Annotated in this window: 25 protein-coding genes and 2 tRNA genes; all 27 read right to left on the bottom strand. The window is 41.9% G+C overall.

What is annotated here, in order from left to right:
• Positions 1–11: 11 nt before the first annotated feature.
• The 27 genes from spoIIE to ACNO7B_RS00195 all read right to left on the bottom strand — a co-directional run bounded on the left by spoIIE (position 12) and on the right by ACNO7B_RS00195 (position 24,684).
• Positions 12–2,495, bottom strand: coding sequence for a stage II sporulation protein E (gene spoIIE / locus ACNO7B_RS00325; RefSeq protein ID WP_417901027.1), 2,484 nt, complete (start codon positions 2,493–2,495; stop codon positions 12–14).
• A 202-nt stretch (positions 2,496–2,697) separates the two neighbouring features.
• A tRNA-Glu gene (locus ACNO7B_RS00320) sits at positions 2,698–2,769 on the bottom strand.
• Positions 2,770–2,794: 25 nt separating this feature from the next.
• A tRNA-Met gene (locus ACNO7B_RS00315) sits at positions 2,795–2,868 on the bottom strand.
• A 178-nt stretch (positions 2,869–3,046) separates the two neighbouring features.
• A complete protein-coding gene (locus ACNO7B_RS00310) occupies positions 3,047–3,445 on the bottom strand; it encodes a S1 domain-containing RNA-binding protein (RefSeq protein ID WP_003217901.1) in 399 nt (132 codons plus the stop codon).
• Between the two features lie 82 nt (positions 3,446–3,527).
• Positions 3,528–3,902 carry an FtsB family cell division protein gene (locus ACNO7B_RS00305; RefSeq protein WP_007496186.1) on the bottom strand — a complete coding sequence of 125 codons (375 nt, stop codon included), beginning with the start codon at positions 3,900–3,902 and terminating at the stop codon, positions 3,528–3,530.
• A gap of 18 nt (positions 3,903–3,920) precedes the next feature.
• The gene (gene yabQ / locus ACNO7B_RS00300; protein ID WP_017359315.1) at positions 3,921–4,559 is read right to left on the bottom strand and encodes a spore cortex biosynthesis protein YabQ; all 639 of its coding nucleotides are present in this window, start codon (positions 4,557–4,559) and stop codon (positions 3,921–3,923) included.
• Positions 4,556–4,864: a sporulation protein YabP gene (gene yabP / locus ACNO7B_RS00295; RefSeq protein ID WP_007496190.1), complete on the bottom strand. Its 309-nt coding sequence runs from the start codon at positions 4,862–4,864 to the stop codon at positions 4,556–4,558. The genes yabQ and yabP overlap by 4 nt, the downstream gene beginning before the upstream one ends.
• 74 nt (positions 4,865–4,938) lie before the next feature.
• A complete protein-coding gene (locus tag ACNO7B_RS00290) occupies positions 4,939–5,199 on the bottom strand; it encodes an RNA-binding S4 domain-containing protein (RefSeq protein ID WP_008341839.1) in 261 nt (86 codons plus the stop codon).
• Complete coding sequence (gene mazG, locus ACNO7B_RS00285; RefSeq protein WP_417901026.1) at positions 5,196–6,680, bottom strand: nucleoside triphosphate pyrophosphohydrolase; 1,485 nt, start codon at positions 6,678–6,680, stop codon at positions 5,196–5,198. The genes ACNO7B_RS00290 and mazG overlap by 4 nt, the downstream gene beginning before the upstream one ends.
• Positions 6,670–8,274: a putative polysaccharide biosynthesis protein gene (locus tag ACNO7B_RS00280; protein ID WP_216099588.1), complete on the bottom strand. Its 1,605-nt coding sequence runs from the start codon at positions 8,272–8,274 to the stop codon at positions 6,670–6,672. The genes mazG and ACNO7B_RS00280 overlap by 11 nt, the downstream gene beginning before the upstream one ends.
• A 202-nt stretch (positions 8,275–8,476) precedes the next feature.
• Positions 8,477–9,013, bottom strand: a complete 537-nt coding sequence (gene spoVT / locus ACNO7B_RS00275) for a stage V sporulation protein T (protein ID WP_007496196.1) — start codon at positions 9,011–9,013, stop codon at positions 8,477–8,479.
• Positions 9,014–9,152: 139 nt separating this feature from the next.
• Positions 9,153–12,686 (bottom strand): transcription-repair coupling factor, encoded by a 3,534-nt coding sequence (gene mfd / locus ACNO7B_RS00270; RefSeq protein ID WP_417901025.1) that lies wholly within the window; start codon positions 12,684–12,686, stop codon positions 9,153–9,155.
• 67 nt (positions 12,687–12,753) lie between these two features.
• A complete protein-coding gene (locus ACNO7B_RS00265; RefSeq protein ID WP_003217967.1) occupies positions 12,754–12,984 on the bottom strand; it encodes an anti-sigma-F factor Fin family protein in 231 nt (76 codons plus the stop codon).
• A 55-nt stretch (positions 12,985–13,039) separates the two neighbouring features.
• Positions 13,040–13,606, bottom strand: coding sequence for an aminoacyl-tRNA hydrolase (gene pth, locus ACNO7B_RS00260; RefSeq protein ID WP_007496201.1), 567 nt, complete (start codon positions 13,604–13,606; stop codon positions 13,040–13,042).
• 140 nt (positions 13,607–13,746) lie between these two features.
• Positions 13,747–14,373 (bottom strand): 50S ribosomal protein L25/general stress protein Ctc, encoded by a 627-nt coding sequence (locus ACNO7B_RS00255; protein WP_008341853.1) that lies wholly within the window; start codon positions 14,371–14,373, stop codon positions 13,747–13,749.
• A 138-nt stretch (positions 14,374–14,511) separates the two neighbouring features.
• Positions 14,512–15,465, bottom strand: coding sequence for a ribose-phosphate diphosphokinase (locus ACNO7B_RS00250; protein WP_003217907.1), 954 nt, complete (start codon positions 15,463–15,465; stop codon positions 14,512–14,514).
• A 22-nt stretch (positions 15,466–15,487) separates the two neighbouring features.
• On the bottom strand, positions 15,488–16,858 hold the full coding sequence (gene glmU, locus ACNO7B_RS00245; protein ID WP_138824863.1) for a bifunctional UDP-N-acetylglucosamine diphosphorylase/glucosamine-1-phosphate N-acetyltransferase GlmU: 1,371 nt from the start codon (positions 16,856–16,858) through the stop codon (positions 15,488–15,490).
• 198 nt (positions 16,859–17,056) lie between these two features.
• Positions 17,057–17,353: a septation regulator SpoVG gene (gene spoVG, locus ACNO7B_RS00240; RefSeq protein ID WP_008357439.1), complete on the bottom strand. Its 297-nt coding sequence runs from the start codon at positions 17,351–17,353 to the stop codon at positions 17,057–17,059.
• Between the two features lie 223 nt (positions 17,354–17,576).
• A complete protein-coding gene (ridA, locus tag ACNO7B_RS00235) occupies positions 17,577–17,954 on the bottom strand; it encodes a 2-iminobutanoate/2-iminopropanoate deaminase (RefSeq protein ID WP_008341860.1) in 378 nt (125 codons plus the stop codon).
• Positions 17,955–17,992: 38 nt separating this feature from the next.
• Positions 17,993–18,826: a pur operon repressor gene (purR, locus tag ACNO7B_RS00230; protein WP_007496210.1), complete on the bottom strand. Its 834-nt coding sequence runs from the start codon at positions 18,824–18,826 to the stop codon at positions 17,993–17,995.
• A 55-nt stretch (positions 18,827–18,881) separates the two neighbouring features.
• Entirely contained in the window at positions 18,882–19,751 is an 870-nt protein-coding gene (ispE, locus tag ACNO7B_RS00225; protein WP_017359321.1) for a 4-(cytidine 5'-diphospho)-2-C-methyl-D-erythritol kinase, read from the bottom strand.
• 147 nt (positions 19,752–19,898) lie between these two features.
• Positions 19,899–20,084, bottom strand: coding sequence for a small, acid-soluble spore protein, alpha/beta type (locus ACNO7B_RS00220; protein ID WP_017366434.1), 186 nt, complete (start codon positions 20,082–20,084; stop codon positions 19,899–19,901).
• 162 nt (positions 20,085–20,246) lie between these two features.
• Positions 20,247–20,504: a biofilm formation stimulator Veg gene (gene veg / locus ACNO7B_RS00215; protein WP_003217979.1), complete on the bottom strand. Its 258-nt coding sequence runs from the start codon at positions 20,502–20,504 to the stop codon at positions 20,247–20,249.
• A 213-nt stretch (positions 20,505–20,717) separates the two neighbouring features.
• Positions 20,718–21,602 (bottom strand): sporulation peptidase YabG, encoded by an 885-nt coding sequence (yabG, locus tag ACNO7B_RS00210; RefSeq protein ID WP_007496216.1) that lies wholly within the window; start codon positions 21,600–21,602, stop codon positions 20,718–20,720.
• A gap of 287 nt (positions 21,603–21,889) precedes the next feature.
• Positions 21,890–22,768: a 16S rRNA (adenine(1518)-N(6)/adenine(1519)-N(6))-dimethyltransferase RsmA gene (rsmA, locus tag ACNO7B_RS00205; protein WP_008341873.1), complete on the bottom strand. Its 879-nt coding sequence runs from the start codon at positions 22,766–22,768 to the stop codon at positions 21,890–21,892.
• On the bottom strand, positions 22,761–23,321 hold the full coding sequence (gene rnmV / locus ACNO7B_RS00200) for a ribonuclease M5 (RefSeq protein WP_008341876.1): 561 nt from the start codon (positions 23,319–23,321) through the stop codon (positions 22,761–22,763). The genes rsmA and rnmV overlap by 8 nt, the downstream gene beginning before the upstream one ends.
• 160 nt (positions 23,322–23,481) lie before the next feature.
• Positions 23,482–24,684, bottom strand: coding sequence for a G5 and 3D domain-containing protein (locus ACNO7B_RS00195; protein WP_007496219.1), 1,203 nt, complete (start codon positions 24,682–24,684; stop codon positions 23,482–23,484).
• Positions 24,685–24,712: the final 28 nt, after the last annotated feature.

The raw sequence follows: 24,712 nt of genomic DNA, 5'->3' as shown, positions 1-24,712 counted from the left end.
TATACGATATTTCAAGAAATCTCTTGTTTCTGGAGATAGAATGTACCGGTCGGAATGGATGCCCATTTTGGTGTATTGTGGTCGAGCCTAATGACGACAACCGTCATATCGTCATCGATTTGACCTGCTCTTGTGCGAATGACCTCCTCCATTAATAAATCAGCAATCTCTTGCGGATCTTCTGTTTTAAAGCTCTTCATTTTTCGTTTGACCCATAAATCATGATTTTCGATATGCTTTGGTCCTTCAAAGATACCGTCGCTCATCATGATAAGGAGATCTCCTGCCTTCATCTGTTCACTCACCACTTCTACTTCAAATTCATCAATAATGCCAATAGGCAAGTTGCTGGCCTGTACCTTCATCACTTGATCACCACGTTTAATAAAACTTGGGGTGGAGCCAATCTTGAGGAACTTACAGCTCGCATCCTGTAAATCAATGATGGATAAGTCTAATGTGGAATAGACTTCATCTGTTGTCCGTAGAGATAAAATGCTATTAATCGTTTTAATCGCTACTTTTTCATCAATACCAGACGCCAAGATTTTTTCTAACAGCTTGATCGTTTCATTGCTTTCAAAATGGGCTCTTGCTCCATTTCCCATCCCATCACTAATAGCTGCGGCATATTTACCTGCACCCAGCTCCATCATGCTGTAGCTGTCTCCAGATACTAATCCTCCGCCTTTCGCTGCGTGTGCTACACCTGTAGACACTCGATACGATTTTGCAGAACCGAATACAACATGACAATAACCTGTTGGATGCTCCGCACACTGCTCTGCTTTGACTAAAACTTGTTCTTCTAAAATATCCGAGAGCATTGGAGCGATGATTTTTTCGCATTCCCCATGACCTTGGCAATAGGGAATTCTCATCTCTATATCAACATTTCCCTGTTCTAAGCTATAAATTTCAACTTGCTGAATTTCAATTCCAAAGTTCTGAAGTGCTTCTATCATCTGCTCTTCCTGAATAAAATGCTGCTCTCTTTCTCGTTTTATTTCCCGGGAAAAATCCTCCATGACTTGTGAGACACCCATCAGTTGTTCGGCCACAAGGCGCCTGCTGTCTTGGACCTTTTTCTTTAAGGTCTGATTTGCTTTATAGTAAGCTATCTCCTCTTCAATCAATTCTTCTACATGCTTTGATTTTGAGCAGTGCTGACTGAATTTCTTTTTCAACTTCCGGTTATGCTCGTACGTTTTTTCATCAGATTCACGCATAACTTGTTTCATGAGTTCATAGGTTGTATCAAAGTTCTGCACCCAGCATTTATTTTTCTTATAGCACGTTTGACAGGAACGTTCTGTGATCGTACTTAAAAAAAGATCTACATCCTCTTCCTGCTTCTTCTCCTCAGGAATGGATTCGTAAAATGTCGCAAAACTCTCAGACAGCGCATGAAATACATTAGAGAATTGATCTACTTTTTTTGCTGTCACGTCTCGTACTTTTCTGGCATATTGCTGCTGTTCCTGTACATGCTCTACCGTACCAGGAATATATTTTGCCACCTTGGACGTTACTGACTGTGGTGTGAGCAAAAACAGTGCAACTGCGATGAGTGATTCATATAGCGTTGTCATTAGCCCTGCTGACCCTTCACCGTAGAGGGAGATTAGTAAAGAACCCACAATCAAGCCGATGGCGGCTCCTGCTTTTTTCCCCTCTTTTAGTAATCCGCCTAATAAGCCCGAAAAGGCAAGCAGACTCATCTGATAAAGGTTGCCAATGTTGGCGAGACCAAGAATTAATCCAGTTACAACACCCACGGTACAACCAATACTCGCTCCTCCAATAAAGGCAAAGCTCAGCACTACATATCGTGACAAAATATGCTCTGCCTGCATTCCTTGAAATGTGATCCCAGCCAGACCTGTTAAAACTGAAGCGATTAATATCATAAAGCAAATAATTTCTTCAACCTTTAAGGAGTGTTTGATTTTCCTGACTGTAAAAATCGGCAAACTTTGAAGAAAAATCAGTGTCAAAATGAAGGCAAGTCCAGCTTCAACCCCTGCCATCACATAGTCATAGCTTTGAACCGCACCCTGCTCGAGGTATACAAAAGTTCCCCTGGTCATCAGCATTGAGAGCACAATCACAACCGGTAATGTTTTCACCGGGTCTTTGATGATGAATGAAACGACCTTTGACATGAGAAGGAACACGATCAATGACGCAAACACGAATAATGCATTTTGAGGTGATATCGTCATCGCCCCAGCGAGTAAAGCAAGACAAGCAAGCATCGCTTTATCCCTTTTAATGAGCAGCATGGACCCAAAGAAAGGCAATGCAAACGGCATAATTTCAGATAAGATAAAGGCTCGTCCTAATAAAAAGCCCAGAACAACATAAATAAACCCTTTATAGAAAAAAAGAGAATGCGTATGATGAAGAAACAGGTTTTTCATCTTTTTTAACCCTGCACTGATTCTTTCAAACCCGGCTCCCGTTAAATCAGTTCTTCTTTCTAGTTTTTCCATCTTTTCATCCCCCACCTGATATTCGTTGCTTGTCATTATAGCGAAGGTGAAAAAGAAATTTTGTCAAAAGAAGTTGTCGTTTCCATAAAACGTTCGACGCTTTATTTGCCAAAGAGGCATACTTTCTTGAAAGTCGATGTCTTTCATCAGAATTTTACGAAAGCACAAAAAAACAGCTTCCTATAGAAAGCTGTTTTGAAGATGACCCGTACGGGATTCGAACCCGTGTTACCGCCGTGAAAGGGCGGTGTCTTAACCGCTTGACCAACGGGCCTTGCTTATTGTTCTTTTTAAAAGGATAGCGGCGGAGGGGATCGAACCCCCGACCTCACGGGTATGAACCGTACGCTCTAGCCAGCTGAGCTACACCGCCATAATGTAAAATGCGCTAAGAAGCACAAGAACTATAATACAAAGGATTCGCTTGTCCGTCAATAGAAAGTTTTAAATTAAATGGCAAATGCACAAAAAACGTTGAATTTGTATTAAAAAAAGCACCCGCTAAACAGCAGATGCTTTGTTGTGAAAAATATATAGAAAGCAGCAACAAGTTAACCTCTTCTTGCTCCGCGCCCCCCACGTTTTGATTCCGTGTTACGTTTTAAAGATGTTAAGCGATCTTCGCTATCTTTTAAGAATTTGTTCATTTTTTGCTCAAACGATTCCTTCGGACGGAAATCATTTCTGCTCGGTCTTGATTGTTGTTGTTGAGGACGATCTTTTGCTTTTTTAATGGACAAGCCGATTTTACCGTCTTTTTCAACGTTAATCACTTTCACTTCAACTTGTTCACCGACTTTTAAATGCTCATTAATATCTTTTACATAGTTATCGGCTACCTCACTGATATGAACGAGACCAGTTGAACCGCCTGGCAACTCCACAAAAGCTCCAAAATTTGTAATGCCCGTAACTTTCCCTTGTAACTTGCTGCCAACTTCAATCGACATAAAAAAAGTGCTCCTCCTTAGACTTATAAAAAAATCTCATTTGTTCAATTATACATAAACTGAATTTTAAGTGTCAACAAGGCTAATCGCTCTTATTGCCCACATCAAAGATTTTTTCGCCTTTTTTAGACATATAATAGTCCCGTCGTGCCAGTTCGAGTACGTATTCTTTGCTTTTCAGCTTTTTGATTTCATCAGAAATATCTTCCTGCTTTGTTTGTAATTGCTTCAATTCTTTTTCAAGCGCAACCTTCTTCTCTTCTTTTTCTTTCAATGCAGACGATTGCGACCAGAGGGCACTTGTTACCAAAACAGCAAACATGAGCACAATGACTCCAAACACGGTAAGCCTTCTAAGGAGTCCCCGGCGTTTGCGTTTTAGGCGCTGCGCTTGCTGTTCCATTTGTTTTTGATAATCATTTTGAATTTGTGCGATATTTCTTTTTCTCTCGTTCAAGGATGAAGGCCTCCTCTCTTACTTTGTCCAGAATTGTTTCCATTTCGTTTTCATGGTACGAGATAATTTCTTGATCCCTTGTAAAATTCCTGCTCCTTTTGAGAAAAACAACCTCATTGATGTTCGCCATTTTTCGGGAATTCGATGAATAATGGTTACATTGAGTAACCAAATAAGCGGATAACAAACAATATACAGCACCTTCCACACGAGTCGAAACGCAAAACGAACAAGGCGTAAGAGCGAGTGGAACAAGAACAGAAGAGCACTTATGATCAAACCAACGATCCAGCGAATAGGCTGGAAAACCATCGACATGATCAGCCTTTTCAGGACGAGAACAGTCTGATAAATACACCTCATTACAAACTTGAGGATGTTCATATACAGCTGTTTCATCAATGCCTGGTACATCGAGAAACCTAGAGCAACAGCTAGAAAAATATAAAGCCTGAATTCTCCCTCATTGGTCAGCAGCAGGACATAAAAGAATAAGAGACCCTGCACCACCCAAAAAAGGAGGTCGTGAATGACCAACAGCCATTTTGCTGTTTTTTCCCGATTCACAAACAGCTTGTACGTATCCAGCGATGCGCCCAGCCAGATGCCCATCGCCGCCATCGAAAGCATCGTATAAAACTGGACCGTCAGTGTCATTTAAACAGCTTGCTAAAAAATCCTTTAGCTTTCTCCCCGTGCTGCTCATCTACATAGATTAAGTCAAAGACACGCCCTTTAATAGACACAACGCCCTTTTCTACATCTAAGTTTTTCATTTGCAGATTTTCTCCGCGAATGGCGAGGACTCCCATGACAGTCTCAAGCAGAAATTCTTCATTATCAAAGCTCTCGACTTGTTTGACCCCGGTAATATCTAAATGCTTTCTGTTGCGCATTGTGACATGATGCTCGGCTTCTGATGACAACTTCGTGCCTTGAGGTTGATTATAATATTGATTCATTTATACATCCCCCATATCTCATACTTGCATTGTTACTGCATTGTATGTGACAGGCGGGACATTTAGAACAAGCCCTATTCTGCTGTTTTCTCTTCTTTTAGCACGGTATACATGCCAGCAGCTTCTTCTTTTTTCGTTGTGTCTTTTAACTCGTTGACTTGAACAGTCACAAGCTTTTGGCCAAAGCGAATTTGAAGCTCGTCCCCTTCTTTCACGTCAGAGCTGGCTTTCGCCTGCGTGCCATTAATGGAGATTCTCCCTTGATCGGCTACTTCTTTTGCCAATGTTCTTCTTTTGATTAAACGAGACACTTTTAAGAATTTATCTAGTCTCATGTATGTTCACCTCTTTCTATGCGTTTGGCATCGTTCCACAGATCGTCCATTTCTTCTAGGGTCAAATCCTCTAGTGAACGCCCTATGTCCTTTGCTTTTTGTTCAATATGCTGAAAGCGCCGCATGAATTTTGTGTTTGCAGAAGAGAGGGCGGTTTCAGGCTCTAGATGATAAAATCTGCCGATGTTGACGAGAACAAATAAAAGATCCCCAAATTCATCCTTCATCTGCTTTGTTGCACCTTCATCCGTTTTCTCTGCCACTTCCACAAGGAATTCCTGCTTTTCCTCTTCGTATTTGTTCCAAATATCCTCCACGTCTGTCCAATCGAAGCCCACTTTTGCTGCTTTCTTTTGGAGCTTATAGGCTTTTGTTAAAGCTGGAAGAGTCGTTGGAATGGATTGCAAAATAGATGCTGCACGCTCCGGTTTTTCCTGCTGCTTGATTTTTTCCCAGTTGGCGACGACATCTGATGCTTCAGACACATCGGTATCACCAAACACATGCGGATGTCGTCGAATCATTTTTTCTGTGACATGCTGGATGACGTCATCCATTGAGAAATAACCATCATCTTCACCAATTTGGGCATGGAGTAAAACTTGAAGCAGGACATCTCCGAGTTCTTCAACCATATGATCTGGATCGTCTTCATCTATGGCTTCCAGCAGCTCATAACATTCTTCAATTAAATATGGTTTGAGCGACTCATTCGTTTGTTTTTGATCCCAAGGACAGCCGCCAGGACCTCTTAATGTACGAATGACTTCACGGAAAGTGTCAAATTGTTGATAGAGTAGCTTTTCATCTTGGATTGGAGGCACATAAACACTCGTTAAGTTATTTATCGACACATCTCGATCAAGTTCAAATAAAGGAACACCTGTAATCTGTTCCTGACTGCTTCCAGCTGCCGTTACGATAAAGACTTCATAATCGTCAGGTAGCTTTTCCATGAGGGTCAGCTTCACATTCGAGGCTGTCATCTGATCATATACTTGACAGATCAGCACATGCTGGGTCAACTTTAGATCATCCGCTCTCATATCCCCTGCGTCAACGAATTGCAGCCCTTCAATTGGGTCAATCTGTAAGGAATTAAACGTCGCATCCAAAAAGCTTTGTCCACCAGCCACGTACACCTCAACCCCGCGCTCCTTCTGTTGTGAAACAAGAAGCTGCACTGTCTTTTCCGCTACAAACGGGTGACCTGGTACTGCATAAACAATATCTTTCTCATCAGCCTCTCGGAAGAGAATGTCTGTGATTTCCTCATACACTGCATCAAACTGATCATGCTTTTCATATATCTCATCAAAAAAGGTCAGAGACGGGACCTCCTGCATCAATTCTGCGGTGAGTGGATGATCCTGCGTTCTCATGTATACTTCTTTCGCCTGCTTCAGCTGCTTATATACACCGAGCGTCAGCTGATCCATGTCGCCTGCCCCAAGACCAACGACTGTAATCTTACCTGCCATTTCGATTCCCTCTCATCTGTTTAAAATATAAAATCTTTTCTCCTAATGGAATGAGTCTCCATTCCTCTTCCGTAAATACGTCTAGCTTAAGAATACTATATAAAAAGGCGAAACCACCAATAAAAACTGAAGTCAGGCTCTCTAAAACAGAAAACGGACGTTTCTCAAAGGGAATGACCCAAGAAAACAATGCCTGATATCCAATTAAAACGACGGCCATGAATGCTGCTGATAAAAGAATTTTCACTGGGAATAGCTCTCTTATTGAAATCCACCCTTTATGCTTCAAATACACCGCATTGAGCGCAGCGGCGGCGAGAAACCCACAAACAGTCGACCATGCGGCTCCATAAATGCCGAATAACGGGACAAGAACCAGCGTCAGCCCCCATTTCACCAGTACACTGATCAGGACCACAACAGCTGGGTACACGGTATGTCCCAGACCCTGAAGTAAAGCGGTTTGCGTAATCGCCATTGATGTGAAGGCAATGGATATGCAAAATATTTGCAGCGCATCTGTCCCTAAGTCATTACGAAAAAGCATAATGTTCACAGACGATAAAATACATATAAGCCCGACAGCTGAACCAATCCCCAGCACCGATGTTGCCTTAAACGATGTACGTACTTTTTCACGAATTGCTTCATGCTGCCCTTTTCTTAAGGCCGACGACAAAAACGGAACAAGAGACGTCCCAATACTAATTGCAAACACCGTCCCGAGCTGCAGGAACGGCTGACCTCGGTCATATACGCCTTTTGCCGCCTTTGCAGCTGCTTCACTCAGTCCCTCACTGCGCAGTAGCGCATACAGGTGAAAAGCATCGATCATTTGCATCCATAGGATCAGCAATCCACTCACACAAATCGTCAATGTATACAGCACCAAACTCTTCAGCACATCTTTTTTCCGCAGTGTAGCCTGTTTTAATGTCTTGCTCGCTGACAACCGCTTCCGATAGGTCAGCCAAAGGAAAAGAAGCAAAAGGAGTGAAGCCGCACTTCCAGCTATAGAAGAGAACACCGCACCCGCTCCTGTTTCATAAAGTGAATAGCCATGTCTCACAAAATAGAAAGATAAAACAAGCAGGACGCCTACTCTAATGAGCTGCTCAGCCAATTGAGAGACCGCAGTGGGGAGCATCAGCCCATCACTCTGAAAAACACCCCTCAGCATCACGGTAAGCGGCAGAAATAGAAACACAAACGAACTCATCTGGATGAGAAGCATTAATTGACTGTCCGCCATGAGATTCGCAATTGTGCCTGCTCCTATGTATAAACAAAGAAATAAGAACAAGCTCAGCAAAGTGATATACACCAAGGATACCTTTGTAATGATTCGGCGATTCTCCTCACCATGCTCGCTCAGGAGCTTGGACACCATCACAGGAAAACCAGTGGTGCCGAGCATGATCGCAATGCCAAGAAAGGGATAGACCTGCTGATAAATATAAAAACCTGTGTCTCCTACGATATTTTGAAAAGGGACACGATATACGGCACTCAGTACCTTTGATAACAAGCCTGCGATGGTTAAAATCACCGCACCTTGGAAAAGCCAATGCGGCTGATTCACAGCATTTTTCATGGATGACTCCTTTATGTTCAATCAAAAAATATACCTGCATTTAAACGCACTCATTATATCATACGTGACTGGCGAGCCGTTTCTTTCTAAGGAGTAGACGATACATTCATTATTTTGTTTCATTCCATATAAAAAACGCCGACAAAATCAGATGATTTCATCGGCATTCTTTTTTTATCAAGATGATATAGAATTATTAGACCTAATGTTCCATTTGACGGGCTAAGAAGCCAGCTGCCGTTTCTGCCGCTTTATGCTCCACTTCTCCCATTGAACGCTCTTTAGAAAATAAGACGACGGCGCCAATTGGATCTCCGTTTGCAACAATAGGTGCAATGGTATAAGCTGATACATCATCATCAATACCATCCACAAGCTGAATTTCTTTCTTGCTGTCCTCTAATACAGAATTACGCTGATCCATTGTTCGTTCAAGTAAATCACTAATGGATTTGTTTAAGTACTCTTTTTTTGAACTGCCGGATACAGCAATATACGTATCACGATCACAGATGAGGATAGAATGACCCAAACTGTCGAATAAAGCATCAGCATATTCCTTCGCAAAGTCTCCTAGCTCACTAATCGGTGAATACTTCTTCAAAATGACTTCTCCATCGCGGTCGACAAAAATCTCAAGTGGATCTCCTTCCCGGATGCGCAATGTTCTGCGAATCTCCTTCGGTATAACCACTCTACCTAGATCATCGATGCGGCGTACAATTCCAGTTGCTTTCATTCACTGCTGCCTCTCTTTCGTTTGATGATGTGTTGGGTGAATGGAACAAAAGCGTCCACTTTATGCAACATTCACCACTTGACCCTGAGTTTAGTATCTGTCACATCAAACGTAATATACACGAGAGACCAACAAAATTTTATGAAGATGGAATGGTTTCTTTTTTCACATCTTGAAGACCTCGAAGCATACGAAGAACGACTTCAAGCCACTCCTCCGTTTTCTTGCCTTTTGTTTGGACAGAAATAATCAGCTTGCTGCCTTCCATGCCAAGACCGATATCACGTCCATATTGACTGCCAAGCTCAAATAATTTTTGACCATCGATGTCGCTGCTTGCTTTTTCATCGAGAGTGAGTCTAACAATGCCTTTCTCCATCTTGATCAACTCGACACGTTCCTGCACAGCGTACACCTTCATCGTCGCAATCGTGAACAAATCAGCCACTTCTTGCGGATATTCTCCGAATCGGTCAATCATTTCATCTTGAAGCTCTTTCCGCTCTTCTATAGATCCAATCGCTCTAAACTGTTTATACATCTCGATTTTTTGCTTGCCGTCAGAAATATAGCTATCTGGAATGTAGGCGTCAATTTGGAGGTCAATTTCCGGCTCAAATTTTTCTTGAGCAGTCGTATCGCCTCTTCTTTCTTCAATGGCTTCTTTCAGCATTTGAGAGTAAAGATCGAATCCAACAGAATCAATAAATCCATGCTGCTGTGCACCAAGTAAGTTCCCTGCTCCTCGAATCGTTAAATCACGCATCGCAATTTTAAAGCCTGACCCAAGCTCAGTGAATTCTTTAATGGCTTGAAGTCTTTTCTCAGCTACTTCAGAAAGCACTTTATCTTTTCGATAAGTGAAATAAGCATAGGCCACACGATTCGAGCGCCCAACTCGTCCTCTTAACTGGTACAGCTGCGAAAGCCCCATTTTATCAGCATCATGAACAATGAGCGTGTTCACATTTGGTATGTCTACGCCCGTTTCGATAATGGTTGTACTAACGAGTACATCCGATTCACCTTCTAGGAAATTAATCATCACGGATTCCAGCTCGTTCTCACTCATTTTCCCGTGTGCGTAGCTTACTTTTGCGTCTGGAACAAGCATCGAGATTTCATCTGCTTTTCGTTCAATATCCTCCACTCGGTTATAAAGGAAGTACACTTGACCGCCTCTTGCCAATTCTCGCTCAATAGCTTCTCTAACTAACGCACCATTGTACTCGACAACATAGGTTTGAACTGGGAAACGGTTCTCAGGTGGCGTTTCAATAACAGATAAGTCACGTACGCCAAGCATCGACATATGAAGCGTACGAGGAATTGGCGTTGCCGTTAACGTCAGCACATCAATATTGGCTTTCATTTGCTTAATTTTCTCTTTATGCGTTACACCGAAGCGCTGCTCTTCATCGATAATTAACAGTCCTAAATCCTTGTACACAATGTCTTTTGAAAGAAGACGATGCGTACCGATGACCATATCAATCGTTCCGTTTTTCAGCCCTTTTAAGGTTTCTGTTGTTTCTTTTCGTGTACGGAAGCGGCTAAGCTGAGCGATTTTAACAGGATAGTCTTGGAATCTGTCCATAATCGTGTCAAAATGCTGCTGCGCTAAGATCGTTGTTGGTACAAGCAGTGCCACCTGTTTCCCGTCAGCAATGGCTTTGAAGGCCGCTCGAATCGCCACCTCTGTTTTTCCATAGCCCACATCTCCACAAAGCAGACGATCCATCGGGCGCTCCCGCTCCATGTCTTGCTTGATTTCATGAATCGAGCGAATTTGATCGTCTGTTTCTTGGTAAGGGAATGCAGATTCAAACTGGCGCTGCATCTCATGGTCAGGCGAGAAGGCATACCCTTTGCTTGCTTCACGTTCTGCGTACAGCTTAATCAGATCATCTGCAATGTCCTGCACAGATGATTCTACTTTTTTCTTCACACGTTTCCAGTCGCTGCCGCCTAGTTTGTATAGCTTTGGTTCTTTTCCTTCTGACCCTACATACTTCTGCACCTGATCAATTTGTTCAACAGGGACATAAAGCTTGTCGCTTCCTTGATAATGAATATTTAAATAATCTTTATGAATGCCGCCAATTTCAAGCGTTTCAATTCCTAAATACTTACCGATCCCGTGGTTAATGTGCACCACATAATCGCCCACTTGCAGCTCTGAATAGCTTTTGATTCGCTCTGCGTTCGTCAGCTTTTGCTTACGTGCCTGCTTCTTCACACGTTTCTTGAAAAGTTCACCCTCTGTAATGACAGCAAGCTTGGATAAAGGCAGTTCAAAACCGGTTTGCAGCTCACCTTGTAAAATATATACTTGCCCGCTGACAAGCTCAGCATCAGGTTTAGCAAGAGCTGCTTCAATGTCATAATCATGCAAGACAGATGACAGCTTCTCTGTCCGCTCTTCATCCGCACCTAAAAAGACAACCGTATAATTCTGCTTTTTGTAGCGTTCAATTTCACTTGCAAGCACATTCATTTGCCCGTGGAAATTCTGCATTTGCTTACTAGATACATTGACGATATTTTGCGGATTGGTCTGCTGAACATGTCTCAAAAATAAGGAATAGTACAGAATCGATCTCGATTGCTGATTGAACAGCTCTTGAAATGGGAAGGAAAGGGCTAGATCATGCAGAATATTCCCTTCTTCCAGCAGACTAATTGTCCAATCTGCTTCTTCCTGTTCAAGCTGTTCTTCCATCTCCTGAATTCTGCTGATTTCATCTAGAATGATAATCGTATCCTGCGATGTATAATCTAGCAAACTAGCAGGCTTTTCATAGAAATAGGACAGATACTTCGTCATTTCTTGTGTCACAATACCTTCTAGCAGCTTCTCACGATCAGCAGAAATATTCTGATGGAGCAGTTCTTTTTGTTTATCCGAGTTGAATTTCTTTAAGCTACTGGCAAGACCTTCGTCAAGCTGTTCAATCGCTCTCACTCGTTCAGGCCCTCTTACAATCAGCTCTTTCGCCGGGCCAATCTTGATTTCTTGAAGTGTTTCCAATGAACGCTGCGTGTCAGAGTGGAAGGACCGAATAGAATCCACTTCTGTATCAAACAGCTCAATACGGATCGGGTGGTCTTCCGTTAACGCATAAATGTCAATGATTCCTCCGCGCACACTAAAGTCTCCGGGCGCAGCGACCATGGACGTCCGGTCATAACCGATTTGCACGAGTTGTTTTGAAAACGCCTCCAAATCAATTTCTTCACCAACCTTTAAATGGATCTGACTCTCCTTCCAGAGCTCAACAGGAGGAAGCATTCTACGCACTGCAGCTGCTGGGGTCACGACAATCGGATTTTCTCCATTCGCGAGACGATTCAATACATCAAGACGCTGCGCTCTAAGCTCCGGGCTTGCCACAGCAATTTCAGATGCAATGAGTTCATTGACAGGATAAAGAAGGACCGAACGATCTGGCATCACACTTGCTAGATCATCTGTGACCTTCTGCGCTTGATATAAGTTGTGTGTCACAATAAACATCGGCCGCTTTAATTCGTCTGATATGGCGGCTGTAAATAAAGATCTGACGGAGCCTGATAGTCCGGCGAGCAGTTGTTCTTTTAAACCTTCCTTTAGCCCATTGAAAATGGACTGAAAATCATCACTTTGTTTGATAAATGATTGTATATTTTTCATTTGGCTCCTCCTCCCTGCTTGTTTAAAACAGAAAAACGCTTTGGTCTATTATCTACACCAAAGCTTTTTATTGAATAAAGGTATGATACTGATGGTAATCAGGATTTCTTTCGAGCGCCTCTTGGCAATCCTCACAAATGGTTTGTACATGTAAATCACCATTTTCCCTATAAGAAATCATATCGTTTCTTTCCTCATTTGTTAAGTGATGAAATCCAAGTGCTTCACTTTGGACAGCGGATTCATCTAGACTGCCAACCTTTACACCACAGTGCCGGCAGTAATAGTGCAAAGCCATACGTGATCCTCCCATGCTGAGATTTTATGATCAGTATGTGCTTTGCTTATCATTCTTATACCTTCTTGTTAAAATCATTCATCACTTCTAAAAAAGGCTTTGTTAAAGCCGCTTCACAAGCTTCAACAGATGCTTGAATAGCAGATGAGATATCAGGCTGTTCTTCCTCTGAGAAGCGTCCTAGTACGTAATCGACGACCTTCATGCCGTTTTGTGGACGGCCAATGCCGATACGGAATCGGTCAAACTCAGGTGAACCTAAATGCTGAATCAACGATTTGATTCCGTTATGTCCGCCTGCACTTCCTTTAGTACGCAAACGAATCCGGCCCGTTGGCAAATCAAGATCATCATAGATGACCTTCAAATGTTCAAGGGGAATATCATAGTAATCCATCAGCGGACGCACACATTCCCCCGATAAGTTCATATATGTAAGAGGCTTCACAAGTAGAACCTTTTGCCCCGAAACAAACCCAGTTCCATATTGTCCATGGAATTTTGATTGATTTAATGGGATGTCCCATTTTTTTGATAGTTCATCTATTGTCATAAACCCGACGTTATGTCTTGTTTTTTCATATTCTTTTCCTGGATTACCCAATCCAACGAACGCAATCATGAAACCAATAACCTCCTTTGTCGCACATGCACACGCCTAAAAAATGAGCCAATGTGATTGCCTCATGCAAAACGTATGAATTCTTTTCATTCTAGCACAAAAGACGTAACCGCGGGAGGGTTACGTCTCTAATTGACCAGTTATTCTTCGCTGTCATCTTTTTCTTTAATGGCTTCAGGCTCTTGCGTTTCCTCTTCACTATCTGGCTCTGGAACCTCTGATTGCTGAGGCGGTAAGATCGAAGCAACAACTTCTTCTGGATCATTATTAATTTGATACGTAGACTGAACAGACAGATCACCAACTGTTAGTACGTCATTTACTTCTAAGTTTGTAATATCAGCTTCAATATTTTGCGGGATATCCTTTGGTTTCGCTGTAATGGATAGCTCAAATAGTGGCTGCTGAAGCACACCGCCATCCTTTACACCTTTGGATTCGCCAATGAGTTGTACAGGTACATCTGCGTCAATTTCTCGCTGTAAGTCGACCACTTGGAAATCAGCGTGGACAAGCTCATTTTTCAACGGATCTGTTTGCAGTTCTGTCACCATCACAGATTTTGTTTCACCGCCAACGTCTAATGTGATGATTGTGTTTTTTCCTTCATCACGTAATGTCTTTAATAAATCAATACTGTCTAATGAAACAGCAAGGTTGTCTGTATTTTTTCCGTATATGACACCAGGAACGTGTCCTGAATGACGGATTTTTTGCAGTGTGGAACGTTTGAAATCAGTTCTTTTATTTGCTTTTAAAGTTGCCATATTCAGCACCATCCTATTTCTTTTTTGTCACTACTTTCATAAATACCCATAACTGAATCATTTTAAACATGTTTGGCTTTCATTTATCACAGCAAAAAGACCCCAAGCTGATGCCTAGGGCCTTTTCCAATCAGAAAATTAGCTGAAAAGGTAGCTCACAGATTCTTCTTCATGTACACGGATGATGGCTTCTGCAAGCAAAGGCCCAACTGAAAGCGGAATGAATTTTCCAACTTTCTTGTCATCTGTTAAGTGAATACTGTTTGTCACAACTAATTCTTTAATTTTAGAGTTTGTAATACGTTCTACTGCTGGTCCAGACAATACTGGGTGAGTACAACAAGCATAGACTTCAGCCGCTCCATTTTCCACAAGTGCATTTGCAGCAAGTGTAATCGTACCAGCTGTATCAATGATATCATCGATGAGAATCGCCGTTTTGCCTTCAATGTTCCCAATGATGTTCATCACTTCAGCCACGTTCGGCTTCGGACGACGTTTGTCGATAATGGCGATTGGTGCTTTCAGGCGGTCCGCCATTTTGCGCGCACGCGTAACACCACCGTGGTCAGGAGACACAACAACGATATCATTCAAGTTTTTCTGTTCAAAATAGTTTGTTAAAATTGGCACAGCCATTAAGTTATCGATTGGAATATCAAAGAAACCTTGGATTTGCGGCGCATGAAGGTCAAGTGCAATGACACGTGTAGCACCTGCTGTTTCAAGTAAGTTCGCAAAAAGCTTCGCCGTGATTGGCTCACGAGGTTTTGCCTTACGATCTTGACGTGCATATCCGTAATAAGGGATGACAATATTGACCGTTTTCGCAGAAGCGCGTTTTAGTGCATCTACCATAATGAGTAGCTCCATAATGTGCTCATTGACTGGCGCACTAGTAGATTGAATAACATAACAATCACAGCCGCGGATACTTTCTTCAATATTGATTTGGACTTCACCGTCACTAAAACGTTTAACAGAGCTCTTTCCTACATCAACTCCGATACGATCGGCAATTTCTTTGGCAAGTTCAGGGTTTGAATTCAAAGAGAATATCTTTAAATTCGCATCAGCATAACGATTAGACATGGTAAACCTCCGGGTATTTGGATTATTTTTTATGAATATTTTTCACATAATCTTCTTTATTGACTTGTCTTGCTCTAGCAATAGACAATGCATCCTGCGGTACATCTTCTGTAACCGTTGAACCGGCTGCAACATATGCCCCTTTTCCGACAGTGACTGGTGCAACGAGATTTGAATTGCAGCCAATAAATGCGCCATCTTCAATCTTCGTTAAGAATTTGTTCTTCCCATCATAATTAACTGTAATGGATCCACAACCAAGGTTTACATCCGTTCCGACCTCTGCATCTCCAATATAGCTTAGATGAGATGCTTTGCTTCGGTCACCGAAAACTGTTTTCTTGATTTCGACAAAATTTCCGATCTTCACTTCATCGCCAATTTTCGACAACGGGCGAATATGAGCAAACGGTCCAATTGTCACATCTACCCCAACTTCACTATCGCAGACAACAGACTGCTTAATGACTGTCCGATTTCCAATTACGCTATCAACAATTTCAGTGTTCGGACCGATTGTGGCATCTGCACCAATCTTTACATTCCCTTTGATGACCGTCCCAGGATAAATCATTGTATCTTCACCAATGACTGCATCTGGCGAGATATACGTGTTCTCAGGATCAATCAAGGTTACACCATTCTTCATATGCTGATGATTAATACGTCGCTTCATGAATTGCTCTGCTTGTGATAGAGCGATACGATCATTGACTCCAAGTGTTTCTTCAAAATGCGGTGTTTGATACGCTGCAACCGTCTGTCCTTCATTCTTTAGAATTTCAATGACATCTGGCAAATAGTATTCACCTTGTGCATTTTCATTTGACACTTGCTCAATCACACGGAAGAGATCTTCATTTGAAAAGCAATAGGTTCCAGTATTAATTTCATTCACTTGACGTTCAGCAACACTTGCATCTTTATGCTCGACGATTTTTACTACAGCACCTGTTTCATCACGAAGAATACGTCCATAACCTGTTGGATCATCCGCGTGTGCTGTCAAAATCGTCACTTTCGCTTGTTGTTTTTGATGCTCACTTAACATGGCTTCCATTGTTTCCGCTGTCAATAATGGTGTATCTCCACAAATGACAATGGTTGTTCCCTTTTCCTGCGCGAGGAACGATTTAGCTTGTTTGACGGCATGTGCTGTTCCCAGCTGTTCTTCTTGAAGTGCATATTCACTTCTGTCCCCAAGCTGCTTCTTGACGTCCTCTGCTCCATGACCGACAATCGTAACAAGCTTGGCTAAAGATAGCTTTAACGCTTGATCTGCCACATGCTCGACCATTGGCTTTCCGCAAACTGGATGAAGTACTTTGTATAACTTTGACTTCATTCTTGTTCCTTTTCCCGCTGCTAAAATCACTGCGAACCGCTTATCCATTGATTGGCCTCCAATATCCCTATTATCCATAGAAAAATATATCCTAAATAAGGACTGATTTCAAGGATACAAGAGGAAGTACATTAATTTTCTAATGGTTGAAACCTAAAAGAATCATGAGGAAAAACGCAAAAAAGACAGCATTTAAAAGAAAACATTCATTTTCTCTTAAAGCTGTCTTTTTAGGTTCACATATCTTTAAGAAGCTCCAGCTTCTTCATATTCAATTGTCTCTTCCTCTTCGCCTAAGCGATGATACTCATTTAAAACAGCATCTTGGATTTTACCCCTAGTGCTTGAATTAATTGGATGTGCAATGTCGCGAAACTCTCCATCAGGCGTACGTTTGCTAGGCATTGCAACAAACAAGCCATTGTTTCCATCAATCACACGAATATCATGAACAACAAATTCGTGGTCCAGCGTGATGGATGCAATCGCCCTCATGCGACCATCGGTATTCACGCGGCGTAATCTTACGTCAGTAACTTCCACAGTAGTTCACCACCTTTTCCCAATATAAAAGCATTAATTAGGTATTCAACGATTGTGGTGATTCTCCTGCTCTTTTTTTAAACTTTTTTGAAATATCGGGATATTTATACATTTTTTGTCATTTTAATGACGACGCTTACATCGGTTGCGTGAAAAAAGACATCATGACGATGCCTTTTCATACATATAATGAAACCAAACGGCCTCCAAAGAGATGGCCTGTTTATTTCACTAATGCCACAACTTCAATTTCTACAAGTGCATCTTTTGGAAGTCTGGCTACTTCTACACACGAACGAGCTGGCTTATGTGTATGGAAGTATTCACCGTACACTTCATTCACTTCAGCGAATTGTTCCATATCTTTAATGAAAACCGTTGCTTTCACGACTGTTTCAAAGGAAGCACCCGCTGCTTCAAGGACGGCTTTAAGATTATGAAACACTTGATGTGTTTGTTCTTTAATATCTCCATTCACAAAATCTCCAGCTGGCGTTAATGGAATCTGCCCTGAGCTGTAAAACATGTTATTGACGATAATCCCTTGAGAGTAAGGTCCAATGGCTGCTGGCGCGTTTTTGGTTTGAACAACTTTTGTCATATCAATCTCTCCCATTCAAATACATGTTTGATCAAAGCTTAAGCTTTCGAATGAAAAAACTCGTGGAAATTACCTTCATTAATCTCAATGATTTTCTGCTTCATATCAATGGTTGAAAGCTTTAAAAGTGATACATATTCATCGACAAGACGTTCATCTACGCCTTCATCTTCTAATAAAACACCGATCCCTGCAACATTTGCATTAAATTCCTCTAGAAGATTCATCATGCCATTAATGGTTCCGCCTGCTTTCATAAAGTCATCAATAATCAACACATTGGATCCTTTATCTAAGCTCCGCTTTGCAAGTGACATGGTTTGAATTCGGTTAGAAGAACCTGATGCATAATTAATACTCACAGTTGATCCTTCAGTTACCTTATTATCTTTTCTAACGATCACAACAGGCACATTTAAATAACCTGCAACAGAATAGGCAATCGGAATACCTTTCGTCGCAACAGTCATGACAACATCAATCGGTCGATCCGAAAAAATGGTCGCAAAAAGCTTACCGATTTTCGCAAGAATCGATGGATTGCCTAAAACATCAGTTAAATATAAATAGCCGCCAGGAAGCACACGTTCAGGAGTTGATAATGCCTCTCCGATATCGTTGACCACTTCATCTGCTTCTTTTAAATGAATCTTTGGAATATATTTCACTCCGCCAGCAGCGCCAGGTACAGTAAGTAAAGTTCCTATTCCCTGCTGTTCGAAGGTCTGTTTGATAATCGTTAAGTCTTCACTAATAGAGGACTTTGCAGATTGATATCGCTCTGCAAAAAAAGTTAAAGGTACTAGTACGTGCGGGTGGGTTAACAAATAATTTGTTAAGTCCACCAATCTGCCGCTTCGACGAAACTTCATGAACTTACCCCCAGAACCCGAATAATTTATGAATAATATAACTTAATATACGGATTTAATCAAGGGTATTTTGTTCGCCGATCATGCGGACAGCGTAAACCTGATCACAAAATCCTCTCAGTCCGTTATATATTCTTTGTACCTTAGATTCATATTGAATCAAGCCAAATACAGTTGGCCCGCTGCCGCTCATTAATACAGCATCTGCTCCGAAACGCTTCATCTGTCTCTTAATCATATCGACTTCCGGATACATTTTTAATGTCACAGATTCCAACACGTTACCGAGTGAGCCGCACATCTCTTTATAATCTTTCGCTTCAATTGCTTCAATCATACGCTGTACATTTGGGTGTTCTACTTTGCTTGCGTCATATTGTCTGTAGACCTCAGCTGTAGATACCCCAATCACCGGCTTCGCTAAAATCACCCAGCAATGCGGCGGTGTCGCAATGTGCTTTAGTTTCTCTCCACGTCCTGTCGCTAGCGCTGTCCCTCCGTGTACACAAAAAGAGACATCTGAGCCAATCTCCGCTCCAAGCTCAGCTAGTTCATCTAACGTGAGATTTAACTTCCACAAACGGTTTAAGCCGCGAAGCGCTGCTGCGGCATCACTGCTGCCTCCAGCTAAACCTGCTGCGACGGGAATTGCTTTTGTGATGACAATCGATACGCCTTTTTGAATACCGAATCTTGTTTTTAATAATTTAGCTGCCTGATAAGCCAAATTCCGTTGATCATCTGGCACAAAACGATTATGAGATGATACACGGATTTCGTCTTTGTCCAGCTCCGTCAGCTCTAGTCGATCTGCAAGATCTATTGTTGTCATCACCATCTCCACTTCGTGATATCCATCCGGTCTTTTTCCATGAACATCAAGTGAGAGATTAATTTTTGCCGGTGCTTTTTCTAAAATACGCAAACATTTCACCTACTTCTCCATCTAAACATAAGTATCAATATTGTATCACATTTGATGGATCTGATGAATATTGGCTTTTGCCCCCAGCACACTCACTTTTTCAAGCAAAAAAGACCAGAGACACCCGAGGTATCCCTGATCATTTCTTTATCGTTGATTCTCTTCTTGAGCCATGTGCTGTTGAGCTAATTCAATGGCACGTTTGACCATATTTCCTGCGTCACGCGCACGAATCTCTCCCCAGCCTCCATTTTTGACGGTATCATAAAATCCAAGATCCTTCGCCAGCTCGTATTTGAACTCATCTGACATAATGCCTCGGCGTCTACCCAAACGAAACAGCCCCTTTGGTCGAGAATTCGAATCATCGCCACTCCTTTGTGGCTTTCTTATTTTGCATCGATTCCTGCCTTTTACCCCTTTCAAATAATGGACAGCCTCCCATACAGAAAAAAAGGCAAAACAAAAAGCAGTAAACAAAAAGTTCACTGCCCATTAATAGGCGACTGAGCTAGCGGTATCATCGAACGTTAATTCGACCGTCTCAGTCAGTATATCTGCATAACTGTAAGAAACTCTTTCAAACGAATTCTCATCTTGATCTAATTGAATCACAAAAACAGAAGGGTACGTTTCAGCTAAAATGCCCGAACGCTCAATTGTTTTTCGGCGGCCTCCGTTAGCCTTTAACGTCAAACGTTTACCTAAGTTACCATCAAGCGATCTTTTGATGTCGGACAAAGTCTTCGCCATTGCATCCACCTCACTGAGATAATTATACAACAACGGCCCATTTTTGTCAAATAAAAATTAAATTATATCAACCAACACGAGCCATTGTCAACAAAATAATTTTGACAAACTTCTACCTTTTCTCCTCCCTATTTTTCTCAAATTCCGGTGAATTATGTATTCATATGAAATTTCTTTTTGAGCATAAAAAAAACCAGACTGAAATCAGTCGGGTTATGTCGATTCATGGTCTCTTTTATATGGCATACCTACCCTTAAAACACCCCTTGTTTCAATCCCTCCGAGACCTTTTTCTCTCGTCAGTGTATTTCGGAGCACATCCCACACGTTGATTCGATCTACAAATGGAGTGAAGCTGATCTTGGCAACAATATAGACGGGGTCAAGTGCATGAATGTTGACACGTGAGGGTGAGCTTGCAAAATTAGCACCTGCTTGAATTAATGATTCAAAATGAGATTGGCAGGCACCTGCAAAGATTACGAGTTGATCTAAATGCGGAACCTTCCTTCTTGCCTTTTGAACCGTTTCAACGAAATGACGAGAATGACGATATGCACCGATATCGTGTACACCGCCCTTTTGTTTAGAATACGCATCATGTCCTGTGATGACCAAAATATCAGGCCGATATTGATCAATTAATGAATCAATCATGCTTGGCATTTTCTTCTCGTGGCAATGCACACCATACACAGGTACACCGATTCTTTCATATACATCTAAGCATTTCTTTAAGTATGAAGCATCTCCATCTAAATGCAGAACCTTTCCGGGCATATGAAAATACTGCTCCTGATGCTGATATTGTCCAGACGTATAATACTCTTGTTTTTCACGAAGCAGCTGATAATCTTGCCTGAGTAAGTCGAGCGATTCGTTAATTTTCCGTTCATCGTCCTTCTCTCTTGTCAGTTGCTCCTCTTTTTGAATCAAGACCAAATCTGACATCTTCGCATCGGCGATCAGCCTCACTTCATTCCCATGCAAAATGGCGGTGGCTTCGTGCTGGTCTGTCTCATCAATTCGAATGATACGAAACATAATATCCATCTGATAGGATGCCCTCGTCACCATATCTCCTATTTGAAATTGCATGCTTTTCACTCCACAATCAGGCTCTTATCCTGTTGGTATCGTCTTACGCTACATTTGTTCTTCTTTCAGGTGTGTTGTTCTTTCTAGCCTATGCCTGAACAGGTGAAGTGGTGAAAACCAAAAGAAAAAAGCCCTTATGAAAGGGCTTTTTCTTCTTTTCAGCGTGATAGAAAACCTTTGCAGTCTAGGAAGAACGAGCATTGGCACGGAGCGAATTTGACATTCGTGAGTACCAGCGCGCAGGACTGACACCGAATGCGAGGGTTTGTCTACACGCTGAAAAGCCCTTATGAAAGGGCTTTGTGTAAAACATTGGACAAACGGGCAAATTCATCGATTGATAATGATTCACCACGGCGTTTCCCATCAACCTCAGCTGTTACAAGGGCTTCTTCAATGATCGCTTTATGTTTCTTGCCATCTGGCAGATTGTTCATCAAATTATTCATCAATGTCTTCCGGCGCTGGCCAAAACTCGCACGAATCAGTTGAAAGAAAAACGTATCATTGTCTACTGAGACCGCAGGCGTTTCACGAACAGTTAGTTTGATTACCGCTGAATCCACATTTGGTTGTGGGACGAAAACCGTTTTCGGCACAACCATGACCGTCTTCGCTTCTGTATAAAATTGCACTGCAATCGACAAAGAGTTGTATTCTTTTGATGAAGGAACAGCAGCCATGCGATCTGCTACTTCTTTTTGAAGCATGACGACAATCCCTTTCAATGGAAGGTTTTCTTCAAGCAATTTCATAATAATTGGTGTCGTCACATAGTAAGGAAGGTTTGCTACGACCATTACTTCTTTACAGTCAGCAAACTGTTCTTCAATCACCTTTCTTACATCTGCCTTCAATACGTCTTGATGAATAATGGTGACATTATCATATGGAGAAAGCGTATCGTTTAAAATCGGCAATAGGCGCTGGTCGATTTCAAAAGCCGTGACTTTCTTTGCCCGTTTAGCGAGCTGTTCAGTCAACGCACCGATACCAGGGCCAATTTCAATCACACCGGTCTCATCCGTAATCTCTGCATGATCGACAATGCGATCTAAAATATTCGTATCAATTAAAAAGTTTTGCCCTAAGCTCTTTTTAAAAGAGAAACCGTACTTCTTCAGTATTTCCTTCGTTCTGATGGGCGTCGCAATATCTTTATTCATCGGCTTCCTCCTGCATAACGGTCTTTAAGGCCGCAATAAAATCCTCTTTCGTTATTTGGAACATGTGAAGACGCTTTTGCAGCTGCTTCGCATTTGTATATCCTATATTTAAAAGCACACCTAATCGTTCGCGGCGGCGTTTTGAAGCTTCGCCTCCGATAAGGCCTGCGTCAAATAAATCGTCTAACGTAATCTCGCTTTCTGATTCTTCCATTTCCTCATGGACATGTGCAAGGCATTCTCGAATACTATCCAAGGAAGCATGCTCGACACCAATTCCTTTGTCCCGCTTCGCTTTCGCAAGGTGTTTTGGTAAAAAGGCGTGCTTACAGCCAGGGACAGCCTCTGCGATGGTTTTACGGATCTTTTCCCCAGGGAAATCAGGATCAGTTAAAATGATAACCCCCCTCGTCTCCTGAGCAAGACGCACTTGTTGAATGACTGTATCGCCAATGGCAGATCCATTCGTTTCAATCGTATCTGCATCAACGGCCATCTTTACTCTAGCAGTGTCGTCACGACCCTCCACCACAATGATTTCTTTGATTTTCATGTATTCCTCCGCTTGCAAAAACAATCTACATTTTTTTGTCAAAAAATGAAACCTTCCATGCTGTTTTTGCGTCTAATTAATTAGAAAACAGTGCTTCTATTATAACCAAAAAAACAGAGGGTGCGCAAAGCCCTCTGTTCATATAAATGATTTGATGTGTTTATTTGAGCACTCTAATTTTCACTCGTTTATTTCCCCATTGATAAGCTGCCGACTTACTTGGGACGAACACATCAATTTTATTCCCTTTTATAGCAGATCCAGTGTCTGATGCAACGGCATACCCATAGCCTTCCACATACACTTTAGAGCCCAGCGGAATGACACTCGGATCAACTGCTATGACCTTTGCACCCGGGTTTGCTTTTAAATTAAATCCTGTAGACGTTCTGCCCGTACATCCAGCACAGCCCGCTGTATAGGCTGTGGACGTCACATAGAACTCTTTTCCTGACGATTCATTACTTCTTGAAACCGCAGGGGACGCTTTAGGTTCTTTCTTGGACACTTGTGTACCAACGGCCACTAAACGATCCTTACTGTCTTTTGCAGTGACCTCTTTAATTAATTCTTTAGACACCACTTTGCCGTTTTCTTTCACAATGGCATAGTGCTTCTTCAATTTGCCTTCTTCACCTTTTTCAAGCACCTTCTCTTTTCCTTTTTCAAGAGATCGATCCTTTTTATGTTTGGTATCAAAAGCAATTTTCTCTTCCACTACATCGGTGACTTTTTCCACCCGAGTGATCTTCACATCTGCGCTTTTTTTAGAAAGGTGACTATGTAACGCAGGTTTGATCTTATCGTGCTTCTTGAGCTTCAGCTCTTGTTGCTTTAAAAAGTCAGCGACCGTAGTCGAAGTGGTCCACACTTTCTTATCCTTTCCTCCATCGTTTAAGCTGACCTGGAAGGCCTGCTGAACCACAAGATCCATATTCTTTTTAATCTTGTCATTCTTTCCTGGAGTTACTTGATCGTGCTTCCCAATATCTATCTTCTCATTCTTCAATAATGCTCCAACCGTCTGATCTGTTGTCCATATCGTTTTCTCTTTCCCATCTAGGGTGAGATGAACCGGTATAGCCGCATCATACACAATGTTCATGTTGTCTTGAATCTTTGTATTTAGACTTGGAGAGATATGATCCTCCGCCCTGGTCCTTATTCCAAGGTCTGAAAGCAGCTGTGCTACTGTCTCTTCATGTGTACGAATTGTCTTCTCTTTGCCATTGATTGAAATGGTAATAGACTGCTTGGTGAGCTCATGCGCACCGTAAGCCGTCCCAGTTCCAGCTAAAAGCAAGCAAGCGACTAGAAATAAAACCTTGCCTTTTCCTAGCTTGACAGAAAACAGATTTTTCATTTTTTGTACGATGAAAAACGCCTCCTTC

Origin of the sequence: Bacillus sp. AK25 (assembly GCF_048270685.1) — a bacterium.
GTDB lineage: Bacteria > Bacillota > Bacilli > Bacillales > Bacillaceae > Bacillus > Bacillus altitudinis.
The sequence above is the reverse complement of the archived record's forward strand: the minus strand, read 5'-3'. Positions and strand labels throughout refer to the sequence as shown.